The following is a 15,552-nucleotide window of genomic DNA, read 5'->3' as shown; positions in this document are numbered from 1 at the left end:
CGGCTTCGGTGTGAGTGGTACTCTGTCGTCGGTTACGCCGGCACTCCGGTCAGCCCGGGAGCCAGACCGCCATCGTCTTCGTCCTCACGCTTCACAGGACGTGAGTCCGTCGCCTTGGGCAGCGGCGGTGGGGGCGGGGGCTTGCTCCGGCTTTCCGGCGGATTGATCAGGCGGCCATGCTCCATGAGTTCCTTGATGTGCGAGCCGTCCAGCGTTTCGTATTCCAGAAGCGCCATGGCGATGGCATCGAGCTTGTCCTTGTATTTCAGCAGGATGGCCTTGGCTTCGGCATAGGCTTCATCAATGAGGCGCTTCACTTCCTCGTCGATCTTCTGTGCCGTGTCCGGGCTGTAGTTGCTGGTGCCGCGGCCCATGAAGGCGGCGCTTTCGTTTTCGCCGTATTCCACCATGCCCAGTTTGTTGCTCATGCCCCAGGAGCAGACCATGCTGCGGGCGATGCGCGAGGCCATGCGGATGTCTCCGCTGGCGCCGTTGGTCACATCGCCAAACTGGATTTCTTCGGCCACTCGGCCACCCATGGCCACCACGAGGTCGTCCACCAGTTCGCTTTTGCGGTCGTTGTGCTTGTCCTCCTCTGGCAGCCACATCGTGGAGCCGAGCGAAGGGCCGCGAGGGATGATGGTCACCTTGTGGAGAGGATCCGTGTGTTCGAGCACCTCGATGAGAATAGCGTGTCCGGCCTCATGGTAGGCGGTGTTTTCCTTTTCTTTCTCCGTCAGCGCCATGCTGCGGCGCTCACGGCCCCAGCGCACTTTGTCACGGGCTTCTTCCAGCTCCGGATTGGTGATGGACTTCATGTTCTTGCGGGCGGCCAGCAGCGCCGCTTCGTTGAGAAGGTTGGCCAGCTCCGCACCGGAGAATCCGGGAGTGCCGCGGGCGATCTTGGAAAGGTCCGCACTGTCGGCCAGCTTTACCTTTTTGGCATGCACGCGCAGGATTTCCTCGCGGCCCTTCACGTCTGGAAGATTGACGGTGACCTGGCGGTCAAAACGACCGGGACGCAGGAGCGCAGGGTCCAGAACATCGGCACGGTTTGTGGCAGCGATGATGATGATGCCTTCCTGCGTGTCAAAGCCGTCCATTTCGACGAGCAGGGCATTCAGCGTCTGCTCACGTTCATCGTGTCCGCCTCCCATGCCATGTCCGCGATGACGGCCCACGGCGTCGATTTCATCGATGAAGATGAGGCAGGGGGCGTTCTTCTTGCCCTGCTCGAACATGTCGCGCACACGGCTGGCACCCACACCGACAAACATTTCGACGAAGTCAGAACCGCTGATGCTGAAGAACGGCACATCGGCCTCGCCGGCGATGGCCTTGGCCAGCAGGGTCTTGCCGGTGCCGGGAGGGCCGGTCATGAGCACGCCTTTGGGGATCTTGCCGCCGAGGCGCTGGAACTTCTTCGGGTCCTTGAGGAATTCCACGATTTCCTGCACTTCTTCCTTGGCCTCTTCCACGCCTGCCACATCCTTGAAGGTGACCTTGTTGCGGTCCTGGGCCAGCATCTTGGCCTTGCTCTTGCCAAAGCTCATGGCTCCACGTCCGGCGCTGCGCAGCTGCTGGCGCACCAGGAAGTAGAAGAAGGCCAGGATCACCAGCAGCGGCAGCAGAAAGCCGATGACGGAGGACCACATTTCGGGATCAAACTTGGGGATCAGGACCAGGCCGTGCGCTTTCAGGAGCTCACGCAGCTCTTCCTTCTGAAAATTCACGTTCACCTGCACATTGAACTCCTTGGAGTCCAGCTTTGAGACGCTGTGCGCCGGCAGCTTTTCAGGGGTGCTTTTTTCAGGAGCGCTCTTGTCCGTCTCAGGCGAGAGGGGCTTGCTCAGATCCGGAGCCGCCACCGGCTCGGCTGCTTTCGCAATGGCAGAGGCGCCAGCAGAAGGCATCGGGAAATAAAATCCTTCGATGGTCTGTTTGGACGTGGCGTCCGAGTTTTTGAGGTAGAGTTTCTTGGTTTTGTCGATCCGGTCGTTTTCGACGTGGGTCTTGAATTCTGCGTAATCGAGCTCCTTGGAGCCGCCGTTGATTCCTTTGTTCATCACAAAGGCCGCGATCAGCAGCATGATCGCGAGCGCAAAGAGCATGAAACCACGCCAGTTGAACTGCGGATCTTGGTTGCGGCGGTTGGGGCCCTCGGGGCGGTTGTTAAAGGGGTCGTCTGACATGAGCTGGGGGTGTTACATCTTAGTAACGCGAGTCCCAGCATACACGCCGGTAATTTTTTTGCAAAAAGCGTTTCTTCGCGAGTGCTAAAGTGTCCTTTATGGGGGATACGGGGATTTTAGCGTCCGAAGGGCACCTTTTTGAACTCCCGGGTCAGGCTCGTCAGAGACTCCTCCACTCCCATTCGTTCCAGGCTGCTGGCTCCCACAAACCCGTCCGCTGTGGTCTTGCTCAGAATGTATTCCACGTCCTTCGGGGTGTTGATGGGGCCGCCGTGGGTCAGGGTGAAGACATTCGGATTCACGCTCTTCGCGGCATCGATGATCTCCTGCGTTACCTTCACCGTGTGGTCCCAGCTCACCACTGCATTTGTCACGCCGATGCTGCCACCCACCGTGGTGCCCACGTGGGCGATGATCGCGTCCGCGCCGTTTTTGGCCATTTTGATGGCCTCCTCAGGCGTCGCCACATACACGATGCTGAACAGGTCCATCCGCGTGGCCAGTCCTACCATCTCAAATTCCTTCTCCACGCTCATGCCCGTCTCTTCCAGCACGCCGCGGAAGTGACCGTCCACGATGGTGTGGGTGGGGAAGTTGTTCACACCCGAAAAGCCCATCTCCTTCACTTTGCCCAGCCAGTGCCACATGCGGCGGCGTGGGTCCGTGGCATGCACGCCACAGACCACCGGGATCTCCTTCACCACCGGCAGCACTTCATATTCGCCGATCTCCATGGCGATCGCATTCGCATCTCCATAAGCCATCAGGCCGCAGGTGCTGCCATGGCCCATCATGCGGAAGCGCCCGCTGTTATAGATGATGATCAAATCCGCGCCGCCCTTTTCAATGAATTTGGCGCTGATGCCTGTGCCCGCTCCCGCCGCGATGATCGGCTCTCCCTTGGCCCGGGTGGCTTTGAGACGGTCCACGACTTCTTGTTTCGTGTAGGGATTTCCGATTCCGGTCCAGGGATTGGGCATGGCAGTAGGTGGTTGGCAGTTGTTTGCAGTGGTTGGCGCTGCGCGCGCTTGCAGTTGATTGGGAAACCATTGCAAACCACGGCCAACGACGGCAAACAATCGCAAACTCACGTTTATGCACGCTCAAAATGCCATCCAAGAGCTATCCGAAACGCACACTCACGGACCTGACACCGTGTATCGCATGGTGCGCGGATCGGAGCGCGACACCCGCGCCTGGCTGCGCAGTGCGCCGCTCTGCACCACGCTGGCCACCCATCGCATCGCGCATGCCGGCGTCATGACGGCGCGTGCGCCCTACCGCATCGTGCGCATGCATCAGGGCGGGCTCTACTTCCTCGCCTGCCTGGAGGGGGAGGGGCGCGTGCTGGTGGACGGTGCCTGGAAAAAATGCAGCGCGGGCATGGCCGTGGCGCTGCCCCCCTTCATGGTGAATGCCTTCCATGCCGTCCCCGGCAAGATCTGGCGCTGCTGCTGGGTACGCTATGAGCAGCAGCCCGAGCAGACTCCCATCCTCAGCAGCAGCTCCCCCCTGATGGCTCCCTTTGCCGGCGAGGCGCTGTGGCATGCCATCGAGGGTGTCATTGAAGAAGCCGGAAACGCCGCCCAGCCCGCCGCCATGTTTCACTGGGTGGAGCTGATTCAGCACTACATTGAGCGCTTCGCCCAGCCCTGGCAGGTGGACGACCGCCTGCACCGCATCTGGGAAAAAGTCTCCGCCAATGTCGGCTACGACTGGACCCTCGACGAACTCGCCCATCAGGCCCACGTCAGCGCCGAGCACCTCCGCCGCCTCTGCCGCCGCGCCCTCGGCCGCACCCCCATGCACCACGTAACCTGGCTGCGCATGCGCAAAGCTGCCGAACTCCTCTCAACCACCAGCCTCAAGATCGAAACCATCTCCCACGAAGTGGGGTATCAGAACCCGTTTGTGTTTAGCAACACGTTCAAGAAATGGATCGGCTGGCGGCCGAGTGAGCATCGGAGCCGGGTGGGCGGGTGAGCAACTGCTGCACGGCAATCCGTATAATCATTCAATCCAAGGAAGCTGAGCGCCGCAGGTTGCGTGCATTGCCATGGTTGGAGAAATTGGAAATGCTTGACAAGCTCCGTCAACGTCATGTGTGGCTGCAAACGATGCGTCCTGTGACGAAGAAGCGGCCTGTGTGAACTGTGGCAGATTCCTCAATCATCCCCATCCTCACGCGAAATCCCCGCATACAATTCCGGGAACCGCCGCTCCAGCGACTTGGGTGTGATGTAGCCGATCAGCTGCGCTTCGTTCCAGTCTGCCAGGCCCCAGAATTCGTGGGGGAAGGCCATGATGATGGCCGTGCAGGTGGGCACTTTCGGGATGTTTGCACGCGCCAGGATGTGCTCCGCGAAGTCATGCAGGCCGGGATTGTGGCCGAAGGCGATCACATGGTTCCAGCTCTCTTCAAACCCCCGCATCACGTCCAAAATGGTGTCGGCCTCCGCGAGGTAGAGCTTGGACTGCAGCACCAGGCTTTCCACCGGCATGGCAAAGACCTCTCGCATGATCTGCGCCGTGCTCAGCGCGCGCAGCGCCGTGCTGGTCACCAGCCTATCCGGCCGTGGCAGCAGGGCAGGGGAGCCGTTCCCCCCGAAATAGGTCCTGTGCAGAAACGTTGCCACCGCAGGCGCCGCGCGCTGCCCTCGTTCATTCAGCGGGCGATCATGATCCGCGAGTCCAGGCTGTCCCCAGCTGGATTTGGCGTGTCGCACGATCGTAAGGTACTTCATGAATAGGGAGCTGACTTGGTGGATGGCGGGAGATTTGACAGAGCCTAAATGGCTGAACCTTGCGGCTGCGCAATCATGAAAATGGGGGGCTGGCCTACACGCCCACTTTTTCAAGCTTGACCGGGTATGTCTGAAAAGCGTTCCACTGGCAGACGATGAGATCCCCGTTTTCGAGCACACAGACATCGTGGCCATGATCAAAAATGCGCTCGGCCTGCATCAGCGGCTTGAGCTTGCCCTCTTCATACACAGGCTCGGTGCCACCAGGGGCGCTCACCACTTTTCCGCCGGCGTCCAGCACCACGGTGAAGCCGCTGGGGTTTTGCGGCAGTTTGTTGATCTCAGGCGTCTTGGACCAGCACACGCCTGCGTAAAGCTCCTGGCCGGCGATGACCGGGCGGCAGACCATGGCCCCGGGCACGGCCAGCGTTTCGAGGTATTTGCCATCCAGCGTGAAGCGGCGGAAGCAGTTGTCCGCGCGTGAGGTCACAATGACCGTGGCCTTGTCCGCTCCGGCCCGGGTGTCAATGGCGATGCCATGCGCGTTGTTCAGGCGCTCCTCGGCAGGCACGCCTTCCTTGCCGCCGAAGCGCTGGATGAACTTCCCCCGCGCATCGTAGCGCAGCACAAACTGCGAGCCGTAGCCGTCCACCACATAGATGTCTCCATTTGGCGCGATGGCGGTTTCCGTGGGATTGAAAACCATGTCCGGTTCATAGGCGCCCACGCTCATGGGATGGCTGATGGAAAAAATCTCCTTGCCGCTCAGGTCGGTCTTGGTGACGCGCCCCGTCTGCCGATACCCACCGCTGCCGGACTTCCACAATCCGCTGTCGGTCACGAAAAGAAACTCCGCGCCATTCTCATCGGAAAGTGTCAGCCCATGGCCGCCGGGCCACACGCTGCCCCAGGAGTCGAGGATGGTGCCGTCCGGTTTGAAGACGAGCATCTGGTTGTCCCAATGATCGCCGACCATGAAAAGGCGGCCGTCTTTCACCTGCACCATCTCGTGGCAGTTGAGGATCGGGTGATGCCGGCCCTGGCCTGCGGGCACCCATTCCTTGTTCACTTTGTACCGATGGGCGCCGTGGCCAATGACCACGTCTTTTTTCGGGTCGGGCGCCGCACGCAGGGTTTCAGTGAAAGTGGCGGCGGCTGCTGTGGCCAGGCCGGAAAGGAAGTGGCGGCGTGTTTTCATGCGGAGGGAGCGGAAACGGTCACTCAAGCACGCAGGTGGCCCTCGCTCAATGGCGTTTCATCATCGTGGCCACCTGGTGCACCACCTGTGTCAGCTCGCCGGCCTCGTAGGGCTTGGGCAGCACGCCAACAAAGCCTCGCTCAAGGAAGACCATCTGCACTTCTTCAGTCACGCTGCCGCTGGTGCAGACGATGCGTGCGTCAGGATCCAGCTGCAGGATCTCGGCCGCGGTTTCCGTGCCGTTCATGCCTCCGCGCAGCGTCAGGTCCATAAGCACTACGTCCGGCGGCGTACCCGTGCGGAAAAGGCTCTGGTAAATGCGCACCGCGTCCTGCCCGTTGTCACACTGCACGACTTCATAACCGCAGCGGCTCAGGATCATCTGCGCGACTTTGCGCAGGTCATCCTCGTCATCAACTATGAGCACGGTCCCCTTGCCATGCTTCAGCGGCACCGGCGCTGTGTCTGCGGGCACCAGCGGCCGCGTGCCATCGGCGCCTGCTGCGGCAGGGAGAATGAGCGTGAATTCCGTGCCAATGTTCGGCGTGGATGCCACTCGGATGTCGCCTCCCATTTCATCAATGAAGCGCTTGCACGTGGTCAGGCCGATGCCGTTGCCGTCCGGCTTCGTGGTGAAGGATTCGCGGAACAGCCGGTCCAGGTTTTCCTGCGCGATGCCACAGCCGCGGTCACGCACGATGATCTTCACATGCTTGCCCGGCTTCAGTTTGCCCTCCCCTTCGGCGCCCACGACGTAATTGAGCGCCTGCACATCCATGTAACCACCGTGCGGCATCGCCTGGATGCCGTTCATCACCAGGTTTTGCAGCACCTGGCTCAGCTTTACCGGATCCGCCATGCCCTGCCGCAGATTTTCGTCGTTGCGCACGCACACATGCACATTCGAGCCCGCACCGGCAAATTCCACGGTGTCTCTTATGACGGACAGAATGTCGGTCGGCTCCAGCTTGCGCGGCGTTGACCGCGATGCCGTCACCACCTGGGAGGTGAACTGTTTCGCCCGCTTCAGGCCCGCAAACACCAGCTGCAGTTCATTGGCCAGCGCCGGGTGGTCCTGCACCTGTTGAATCAAGGCGGAAAGGCGCACCGTCACCGGACCCAGCAGATTATTCACGTCATGGGCGATCCCCTGGGCCAGTGCAGCCAGGTTTTCCTTCCGCAGCTGCGCGGACTGGGCATCCAGATCATCCACCGCCGGTTTCACCTCGGCTTTGTTTCCACCGGCGGCAGCCATGCTCTGCGCCGCTGGGCTGATGAGAATCGTGTAGTTCAGCAGCTTGCGCATGCCGTTAAAGACCGCACGCACCCGCCATTTGCTGGGCACCGGCGTCTGGGTGCGCAGGCTCTGCAGCGCGCATTCGCACTCATGGCAGCCGCCCTGGTCCACGGCCAGACGCAGGCTTTGGCGCAGGGTTGCCGCATCTTTTTCTCCTGCCACCAGATCATTCAGGCCAAGGCCGCGCAGGCCGGATTCTGGGTCGGCACCGGCCAGCATGGCAGCCGCCGCGTTGCTGAACAGCACCTTGGGCCCGCATTTTGGATCGCTTGCTTCGCTTTCCACGATCACCACGCCGTCCGCCACCTGGTCCAGGGCCACGCGCAGGTAATAATTCGCCACCTTCAGGTGCTCCAGCCCCTGCTCCAGCTCAGCGATCGCTGCTGGATTTGCGGAGGAGGTGGAGGGAGAAGAAGTCATGAATTATCCGCGTGATTCCAGTTCATTTAGCAATCTTAGATTATTAAGACAACTTTAATTTTTGATATTCTGGAGTTTTTTGACTCCCATAATTGAGAGGCGGCGTATAGGCCACCACGCCACAGACTTCCGTACAGTGTGAAAAACACCTTGCCGAAACGTGCTTCTCCTTTACCATCGCCGCCCCTATGTCCAAAAATGCCGGTATCGCCAAGACGAGGAAAGCTTACGCCAAGCGGTTCAAAATAACTGCCACGGGTAAGGTGCTGCGCCGTAAACAAGGCAAGCGCCACATCCTGCAGAACAAGAATCGCAAGCGGAAGCGTAACCTCGGTAAAGTCGCCCTCGTGGCGGAAGTGGATGTCAAAGCTATCAAGGCGAACATGCCGTTCTCCCATCGCTAAGACTCCCACGGTCTCTCAATAGAGACCACGATGAACATGCCTGGCCTCACTCGTGAGGCCTTCGACCAGGTGAGGCAGGTCATCGCTACCCAAACAACAGCCTGATCATAGAGAAAGATACATGTCCAGAGCCACCAACTCCCCCGCCAGCCGGAAGCGCCGTAAGCGCGTGCTGGCAAAAGCCAAAGGCTACCGCGGCTTCCGTTCCACGCATTTCCGTTATGCGAAGGACGCCGTCCGCAAGGCCGAAACCTATGCAACCCGCGACCGCAAGGCCAAGAAGCGCAGCTTCCGCAACCTCTGGGTGCAGCGCATCAACGCCGCTACCCGTCCTCTCGGCTTGAGCTATTCCCGTTTCATGGAAGGCCTCAAGTTCGCCGGCATCGAGCTTGACCGCAAGGTCCTCGCCGACCTCGCCGTCAAGGACATCGCCGCCATCGAAGCCCTCGTTCAGCAGGCCAAGGCCGCGCTGGGCAAGAAAGCTGATGAAGCGCCGAAGGCCGCAGCAGCTTAATCTGCCGGCAACAACCAACTTAATTAAACCAACAGCCGGGGCCACAAGCTCCGGCTGTTTTGTTTCGATACAGTAGCCATCTCGCTCCGCGAGATGAGCGCAACGCTCTCTTCCCTGCCGCAACCCCTCGCGAATCCAAGATTGAATTTCGAGCGTTTGCGGTGCATGATTGTCAGCATAAAGGAGACGTCGCCCTCCTGGTGCGTCGTTCCTTCATGCGCCTTCGTATCATCACATGCGCGCACATGCTCTCACTGAGCCAGCCCATTGATCATCCATCATGCCCGTAACTCACTCCCGCCGCAACATCCTGCGCCAGCTGACCATGCTGGCTGCCGTTGGCGCTGCTTCACCCGCCGTCGCACGCGAACGCAAACAAAAGCTCATCGTTGAGCGCGTCGAAATCCAGGTGCCCGGCCTCCCTCCAGCCATGGACGGGTTCCGTATCGCCCAGCTTAGCGATCTGCACCTGGAACCCTTCACCACGGAGGAAGACATTCTTCACAGCGTCACCGCCTGCAATGCCCTGCAGCCGGACATGATCGCCCTCACCGGCGACTTCGTCACCCACACCGCACGCCCGGCACCCAAGGTTGCTGAAATTCTCTCCCAGCTTCACGCGCCTTATGGCGTCTATGCCAGCCTGGGCAATCACGATTTCCAAAGCGGCGCGCCCGAAGTCATCCGCGCCCTCACCGAGCGCCGCATACCTGTGCTGCGCAATGAGACCCGCAGCATCCGCACCGACAAAGGGACGCTGTTTCTCGGCGGATTTGACTCCCGCTACGTGTGCAAGCCGGACCTCCGCAAGACCCTGCAGAACTGGAAGCAAAGCCAGCCCCTCGTGCTCATGATGCATGAGCCTGATGCTGCGGATACGATCGCTGCCGCAGGCGTGAAAGCCCTGCAACTTTCCGGACACACCCACGGCGGCCAGCTCATCTTCCGCGGCAAGGCACCCATGTCCCTGCGCCGTGCCCCCTACGGCAAAAAATACCTCGCCGGCCATTATGAAGTCGGGGGCCTGCAAATGTATGTGAACCGCGGCATCGGCTGCATCGGCATCCCCCTGCGCATCGGCTGCCCTCCGGAGGTGACCGAGCTGACCCTCCGCAGCCCGGTGCTCGCCCGTGCTTGAGCCGCGGAGACGCTCGTTCCAACGGTTGCATGCAGGCCGGGTCGCAGCTATGTGGCCGGTTCCATGCTTTCCGACCTCGACTCTCTCAAAACCCAGGCTCTCGCCGCCCTCGAAGCCGCCCAGGATGAATCCGCCCTCGAAGCCGTTCGGGTAAACTTTCTTGGCAAAAAAGGCAGCGTCACCGCCCTCAGCCAGGGCATGAAGGATGTGCCCGTCGATCAGAAGAAGGAAGTCGGTGCCAAGCTCAACGAAGTCCGCACCGCCATCACCGAAGGCATCGACACCAAGAAGCTCGCCCTCCAGGCTGCGCAGGATGCCAAGGCCGTCGAAGGCATCGACATCACGCTGCCCGGCCGTCCTGGCGCAGGCATCGGTGCCTTGCACCCACTCACACAGATCCGCGATCTCGCCATCCGCACGCTCCGTCGCATGGGCTTCGCCCTCGCCGAAGGTCCTGAGATTGAAACCGAGTGGCATTGTTTCGATGCGCTGAACACACCGGCCGATCACCCTGCTCGCAATGAGAAGGACACCTTCTACCTTCCCGATGGCCGCCTGCTGCGCACCCACACTTCCAGTGTGCAGATCCGCACCATGGAGGCCGCCAAAGCGCTGCCCATTCGCATCATCGCTCCCGGCGCTGCTTATCGCCGCGATGAAATTGATGCCACCCACCTCAGCGTCTTCAATCAGCTCGAAGGCCTCTACGTCAATACTGACGTCAGCCTCGGCGATCTCAAAGGCACGCTCGAATACTTCTTCCGCGAGATCTTCGGTGCCGGCACCGCCGTGCGTTTCCGCCCGCACTTCTTCCCCTTCACGGAGCCAAGCTTCGAGATCGACGTGAAACTCGAAGCGAAAGGCAAAGACGCCCGCTGGATCGAAATCGCCGGCTGCGGCATGGTCGATCCCGCCGTCTTCGCCGAGGTCAACAAAGCCCGTGGCGATACCCTCTTCGATCCCGCCACCACCACCGGCTTCGCCTTCGGCCTCGGCCTCGACCGCCTCGCCATGATCATGCACGGCATCACCGACATCCGTCACCTCATCGAAAACGACGTCCGTTTCCTGCAGCAGTTCGCCGCGTGATCTTCCTGTCCCTTTTCTGATTTTTTTCGCCCTTCTTCTGTCATGCAAGTTTCTCTCTCCTGGCTCAGCACTCACCTTGACCTGAGTTCCTACACCGTCCCGCAGCTTTCCGATCTCCTCACCTTCGCCGGTGTGGAAGTCGAAGGCATCGAAGAGCGTGGCGTCTCCACAGACAAAGTCGTCGTCGCGCAGATCCAGTCCTTCGAGCAGCACCCGAAAGCGGACAAGCTCAGCGTCTGTCAGGTGGATGATGGCAGCGGCACGCCGCGCCAGATCGTCTGTGGCGCGAAGAATTTCAAAGCCGGAGACAAAGTGCCGCTCGCTCTTCCGGGTGCCGTTTTACCCGGTGGCTTCGCCATCAAAGAAGGCAATCTTCGCGGCGTCGATTCCATGGGCATGATGTGCAGTGGCAAGGAGCTTGGCCTCGGCGAAGACCACGGCGGCCTTCTCATCCTCGCGCCAGATGCCCCCGTCGGCACCGTCTTCAACAAGCTCTATCCCGCCGATGTGCTGTTCGATCTCGAGATCACGCCGAACCGCCCGGATCTCCTCAGCCACCTCGGCCTCGCCCGCGAACTCGCCGCCCTCACCGGCCTGCCCCTCAAAGGCCAGCGCGACTACGCCAAGACCTCAACTGCAGCTCAACCTGCAACTTCAAACATTAAACTTGAAACTCCGTCTGCCTGCCCGCTGTACACCGCCCGCATCATCAAAGGCGTCAAAGTCGGCCCCAGCCCCGAGTGGCTTCGTCTTCGTTTGGAAAGCATCGGCCTGCGCCCGATCAACAGCATCGTGGACATCACCAACTACGTCATGATGGAGATGGGCCAGTCGCTGCATTGCTTTGATCAGGACAAGCTCAACGGCGGCATCACCGTCCGCATGGCGGCTGAAGGAGAAAAATTCCTCGCTCTCGATGGCCAGACCTACGAACTGAAAACCGACGACCTCGTCATCGCCGACAACCAGCGTCCCGTCGCCATCGCCGGCGTCATGGGTGGTGAAGAAACCGGCGTCACCGAAGCCACCGTCAACGTGCTCCTGGAAGCCGCCTACTTCGCACCCAGCGGCATCCGCCGCACCTCACGCCGCCTCGGCCTCAGCAGCGACAGCAGCTACCGCTTCGAGCGCGGCATCGATCCCCAGCAGGTCCAGGGCGGCTCCGAACTCGCCACCAAGCTCATCCTCGAAATCGCCGGCGGCACTGCTGAAGACGTCGTCCACGTCGCAGGTGCGGCGCCCGCTCTCGTTGGTGAAGTCACGCTCGATGAAACGCGTGGGCGCAGCCTGCTTGGCACGCCAGACATGCCCGCCGCTGAAATCCACGCCATCCTCACCAAGCTCGGCCTCATCAAGAAGTCTTCCGGCGCGGACGAAAGCCTCTGGACCATCCCGACCTATCGCCTCGATCTCCAGCGCTCCGTCGATCTCGTCGAAGAAGTCGCCCGCGTCATCGGTCTCGATCGCGTGCCATCACGTCAGGCCGCCGTCGCATCGCCCGTCGAGGCTGCGGACCGCACCTATGACTTCGCCATGGGCCTGCGCCAGACCCTCGCCAGCCGTGGCTTCTTCGAAGCCCAAACACTGCGCCTCATCGCTGATGCCCAGCTCGCCGACAGCCTCGGTGGCGGTCAGGGCGTGGCCGTGAAAAACCCGCTCAGCGAAGACCACACCACCCTGCGCCCCAGCATCGTCACCGGCCTCATCGCCACCGCCGCGCTCAATATCCGCCAGGGCCTCCACCGCCTCCGCTTCTTCGAGCTTGGTCGCGTCTTCCTCACCCAGCCAAAAGGTGGCAGCCGCGAAGAAGAGCGCCTCGCCCTGCTTCTCAGCGGCCCAGTATCACCCACTAGCTGGCACGGTCGCGAAACATCGCCTGCGGACATCCACGAACTCGTCGGTCAGATTCAAAACCTCACCCGCACCATCATCGAAGTCCGTCCCGCCAAGGAAAACCCCGCGAACTTCCTCCTCACCAGCGAGCTTCGCTCCGGCAATCGCATCCTAGGCTGGATCGCTCAGCTTCATCCGGCCCGCGCGCGCGAAATCAATGCGCGCCATCCCGTCTATGTCGCCGAGCTTCTCCTCAGCGCCCTGCGCCAAGGCGTTGCCGGCCCCGCCAAATTCGAAGAACTCCCACGCTTCCCCGGCATGACGCGAGACGTCGCCATGGAAGTCCCCGCCGACCTGCCTCACGCCAAGGTCGCCGCCTTCTTCGCCACGCAGAAGCACCCGCTCTTCGTCGGCGCCGAAGTCTTCGACGTCTTCACCGACCCTTCCGGCACCAAGATCGCCAAAGACCGCAAATCCATCGCCTGGACCCTCACCTACCGCTCCTCCGACAAAACCCTCGAAACCGCCGAAGTCGATGCCGCCCACACGGCTATTCTCTCGGCGCTGGAGAAGTCCTTGCCGGCCGTGGTTCGGAGGTAAAATCCTGTCATAGGCTATGGCTGGGTGACAACGATGCGCAGAAAGCGTCGGTTGGCGCCCGTCAGTGGGACGGTCGCAGTCCAGACTTCGACACTGGCGTCCTCGCTGATTTTGGCGTGCGTGATGCCGGTGCCCGTCCAATCCTGCTGGAGAGTGGTTGAGGTCTGAGGTGCCCAAGATATGCCAGTGGCATTCTTGCTGCGGCGATAGGTGCACACAAGGTTGTTGCCTGCTTTGCCAATGCTGGGCAGTGCAACAGCAGCCTGATCCAAGGGATGCACGCCAAAGGCATAAGCGAGCAGATTGGGAACACCATCTTTGTTCGGATCATCGACCGCGCCATTTTGACCAGAGGGTAGCCCGTAATCTCCGGTCCACAGGGCAAACGTGCGGGGACCGGTGGGGGTGAAACTGACGGCGTCCAGCCAAGCCGTGTCTTGACCGGAAGCGTTGAAACTGTTTTTGAGATAAGTCCAGCGTACGGTCTGCGAGCCGCTGCCCAGTGTGAAACTACGCTGCACCCAGTCGAATTCGCCTGAGGTGCTGTCCACGGAGGTGCCATTGACGGCGAAAACGATGCCATCGTTGCCTGCCTCAGAGGACACCTTCCACGAGAAGTTGAGTGTTCCAGGCCCCACGACCGTGGTCTCCAGCCAGGAGGTTTGCCCGTCGGTAATCGTGCCTGCCTGGGCGGCTATGCCATCATTCTGGGTCACATAAAACTGGCTGTGCCAGTCAGCATCCCCGCCTGTGCGCCAGGTGAGCAGCGGAGCGCCAACTGCAGGGCCGAGGTTTTCTTTAAAGACGGCGGTAATAAACTGATGTGCGGACGTCGTGAGATTCAGTGGATTTGTGGAGCTGGAGGTCGTTCCGGACCAGCTGTCGAAGTAGTAACCATTTCCCGGTGTTGCTGTTAGCGTAACGCCGGAGCCGTTGGCATAGGTTGTTTGATCGGGGCTTCGGCTGACGCTGCCGTTGCCGGACGGGCTGGCGGAGAGGTACCAGCCTGGAGCAAAGCTAAGGTTCGCCACCCACCCACGATCTTGGCCGCTGCTTCCAAAGCCATCTTTGGCATAGTACCAGGTCAGCGTGTTGCTGCCAGAGTCGAGAAGGAAGGCCTGTTGAGTCCAATCCTGCTCTCCAGAGACGGATGTAAGGGGGCTGCCATTTAGATACACGACTATCCCGTCTGCATTCGCCTGGGAAGACACCTTCCAGTTCCAGTAAATGATTCCTGGCCCGTTGATCGTGGTGGAAAAACTGGTGTTTCCACCATCAGCCACAGCCCCGCTTTGCAGTGCGGGGCTGCCGTCGAAGCTTACAGCTGTCTGGGAGAACCATGGGGGGGACCCTGCGTAACTCAGGGGCAGCCCATAGCTCTCTCCACCGATGGCCCAGGGCTGGAGGTAATCGACTCGGGCGCTGGCCGAGGTTGCGCTCCCGGCTGCATTCGTCACGACGACGGAGTAGTTCCCCGCATTGGCGGCTGTGAAGGAGGGAATGATCAGGCTCATGCCTGTGGCTCCGCTGATTGGGACTCCGTTCTTCAGCCATTGGAAGCTAAGCGGCGGCGCTCCGTCCGCATCCACGAACAATGAAGTCATTTGCCCCAAAGTCGTGGTGTAGCTTTGCGGGTCTCTCAGGATCACCGGCGTGTTTGCTGCTGGCCTTACTTGGATGTTTATGACGCTCGTGCTGTTAAATGCCCCCGAAGTCACCGTGACCGAGACCGGATAGCGCCCGGCAGTGGTGGGACTGCCCGCGATGACGCCCGTGCCACTGGTTAGCGAAAGCCCCGGCGGCAGCCCGGTGGCCGCAAAAGTGGCCGGTGTACGGCTGGAAGTCAACGTGTGCGTAAAGGCCACGCCCACCTGCCCCCAAGGTGCCGGATCACTCGTCAGCACCGGCGTCGTGCCGCCGCCAGGAGTGACGGCCATCGCAGTGATGTTGCCGGTCGCATCGTAAGTGTAGGAGATTTGGGAGCCAGTGGGCTGGGTGGCGGAGGTGAGATAGCTAGTGGCTTGATAAAGGTGAGTCGCTGCGTAGCAAAACTGAAATGGAAATAAGAATAGCAAGCCAGTTATGAAAAGATATTCATGCAGTCTAGCATGCGTTTTTAAGCA

General features: G+C 60.7%; 12 protein-coding genes. 6 read left to right on the top strand and 6 right to left on the bottom strand.

The window, feature by feature from the left end:
* Positions 1–32: 32 nt before the first annotated feature.
* Together ftsH and ACILSO_RS01045 are read right to left on the bottom strand one after the other, a co-directional pair.
* Positions 33–2,192 (bottom strand): ATP-dependent zinc metalloprotease FtsH, encoded by a 2,160-nt coding sequence (gene ftsH, locus ACILSO_RS01050; RefSeq protein WP_395735493.1) that lies wholly within the window; start codon positions 2,190–2,192, stop codon positions 33–35.
* Positions 2,193–2,308: 116 nt separating this feature from the next.
* Positions 2,309–3,172 (bottom strand): phosphoenolpyruvate hydrolase family protein, encoded by an 864-nt coding sequence (locus ACILSO_RS01045; protein WP_395735492.1) that lies wholly within the window; start codon positions 3,170–3,172, stop codon positions 2,309–2,311.
* Positions 3,173–3,356: 184 nt separating this feature from the next.
* Here ACILSO_RS01045 and ACILSO_RS01040 point away from each other — a divergent pair, with 184 nt between their 5' ends.
* On the top strand, positions 3,357–4,175 hold the full coding sequence (locus ACILSO_RS01040) for a helix-turn-helix transcriptional regulator (protein WP_395735491.1): 819 nt from the start codon (positions 3,357–3,359) through the stop codon (positions 4,173–4,175).
* Positions 4,176–4,357: 182 nt separating this feature from the next.
* Here the strand turns inward: ACILSO_RS01040 and ACILSO_RS01035 are convergent, their stop codons facing one another.
* The 3 genes from ACILSO_RS01035 to ACILSO_RS01025 all read right to left on the bottom strand — a co-directional run bounded on the left by ACILSO_RS01035 (position 4,358) and on the right by ACILSO_RS01025 (position 7,851).
* Complete coding sequence (locus tag ACILSO_RS01035) at positions 4,358–4,936, bottom strand: SixA phosphatase family protein (protein WP_395735490.1); 579 nt, start codon at positions 4,934–4,936, stop codon at positions 4,358–4,360.
* Between the two features lie 94 nt (positions 4,937–5,030).
* On the bottom strand, positions 5,031–6,134 hold the full coding sequence (locus ACILSO_RS01030) for a 6-bladed beta-propeller (protein ID WP_395735489.1): 1,104 nt from the start codon (positions 6,132–6,134) through the stop codon (positions 5,031–5,033).
* A 46-nt stretch (positions 6,135–6,180) separates the two neighbouring features.
* On the bottom strand, positions 6,181–7,851 hold the full coding sequence (locus tag ACILSO_RS01025) for an ATP-binding protein (protein ID WP_395735488.1): 1,671 nt from the start codon (positions 7,849–7,851) through the stop codon (positions 6,181–6,183).
* A 188-nt stretch (positions 7,852–8,039) separates the two neighbouring features.
* Between ACILSO_RS01025 and rpmI the strand changes: the two genes are divergently transcribed.
* The 5 genes from rpmI to pheT all read left to right on the top strand — a co-directional run bounded on the left by rpmI (position 8,040) and on the right by pheT (position 13,429).
* A complete protein-coding gene (gene rpmI / locus ACILSO_RS01020; RefSeq protein WP_294385490.1) occupies positions 8,040–8,255 on the top strand; it encodes a 50S ribosomal protein L35 in 216 nt (71 codons plus the stop codon).
* Positions 8,256–8,376: 121 nt separating this feature from the next.
* Complete coding sequence (gene rplT / locus ACILSO_RS01015; protein ID WP_395735487.1) at positions 8,377–8,769, top strand: 50S ribosomal protein L20; 393 nt, start codon at positions 8,377–8,379, stop codon at positions 8,767–8,769.
* A gap of 280 nt (positions 8,770–9,049) precedes the next feature.
* A complete protein-coding gene (locus ACILSO_RS01010; RefSeq protein ID WP_395735486.1) occupies positions 9,050–9,907 on the top strand; it encodes a metallophosphoesterase in 858 nt (285 codons plus the stop codon).
* A 63-nt stretch (positions 9,908–9,970) separates the two neighbouring features.
* Positions 9,971–10,996: a phenylalanine--tRNA ligase subunit alpha gene (locus ACILSO_RS01005; RefSeq protein WP_395735485.1), complete on the top strand. Its 1,026-nt coding sequence runs from the start codon at positions 9,971–9,973 to the stop codon at positions 10,994–10,996.
* Between the two features lie 42 nt (positions 10,997–11,038).
* Positions 11,039–13,429, top strand: coding sequence for a phenylalanine--tRNA ligase subunit beta (pheT, locus tag ACILSO_RS01000; protein WP_395735484.1), 2,391 nt, complete (start codon positions 11,039–11,041; stop codon positions 13,427–13,429).
* 14 nt (positions 13,430–13,443) lie between these two features.
* Here the strand turns inward: pheT and ACILSO_RS00995 are convergent, their stop codons facing one another.
* A complete protein-coding gene (locus tag ACILSO_RS00995; protein WP_395735483.1) occupies positions 13,444–15,504 on the bottom strand; it encodes an InlB B-repeat-containing protein in 2,061 nt (686 codons plus the stop codon).
* Positions 15,505–15,552: the final 48 nt, after the last annotated feature.

The sequence above is a fragment of the Prosthecobacter sp. genome, from assembly GCF_044226605.1.
Lineage (GTDB): Bacteria > Verrucomicrobiota > Verrucomicrobiia > Verrucomicrobiales > Verrucomicrobiaceae > Prosthecobacter.
This window is presented reverse-complemented; position numbering and strand designations above follow the sequence as displayed.

Excerpts from the sequence above, each read along its gene's own strand:
- ftsH (WP_395735493.1), bottom strand. The coding sequence starts at position 2,192 with ATGTCAGACGACCCCTTTAACAACCGCCCCGAGGGCCCCAACCGCCGC.
- ACILSO_RS01045 (WP_395735492.1), bottom strand. The coding sequence starts at position 3,172 with ATGCCCAATCCCTGGACCGGAATCGGAAATCCCTACACGAAACAAGAA.
- ACILSO_RS01040 (WP_395735491.1), top strand. The coding sequence starts at position 3,357 with ATGGTGCGCGGATCGGAGCGCGACACCCGCGCCTGGCTGCGCAGTGCG.
- ACILSO_RS01035 (WP_395735490.1), bottom strand. The coding sequence starts at position 4,936 with ATGAAGTACCTTACGATCGTGCGACACGCCAAATCCAGCTGGGGACAG.
- ACILSO_RS01030 (WP_395735489.1), bottom strand. The coding sequence starts at position 6,134 with ATGAAAACACGCCGCCACTTCCTTTCCGGCCTGGCCACAGCAGCCGCC.
- ACILSO_RS01025 (WP_395735488.1), bottom strand. The coding sequence starts at position 7,851 with ATGACTTCTTCTCCCTCCACCTCCTCCGCAAATCCAGCAGCGATCGCT.
- rpmI (WP_294385490.1), top strand. The coding sequence starts at position 8,040 with ATGTCCAAAAATGCCGGTATCGCCAAGACGAGGAAAGCTTACGCCAAG.
- rplT (WP_395735487.1), top strand. The coding sequence starts at position 8,377 with ATGTCCAGAGCCACCAACTCCCCCGCCAGCCGGAAGCGCCGTAAGCGC.
- ACILSO_RS01010 (WP_395735486.1), top strand. The coding sequence starts at position 9,050 with ATGCCCGTAACTCACTCCCGCCGCAACATCCTGCGCCAGCTGACCATG.
- ACILSO_RS01005 (WP_395735485.1), top strand. The coding sequence starts at position 9,971 with ATGCTTTCCGACCTCGACTCTCTCAAAACCCAGGCTCTCGCCGCCCTC.
- pheT (WP_395735484.1), top strand. The coding sequence starts at position 11,039 with ATGCAAGTTTCTCTCTCCTGGCTCAGCACTCACCTTGACCTGAGTTCC.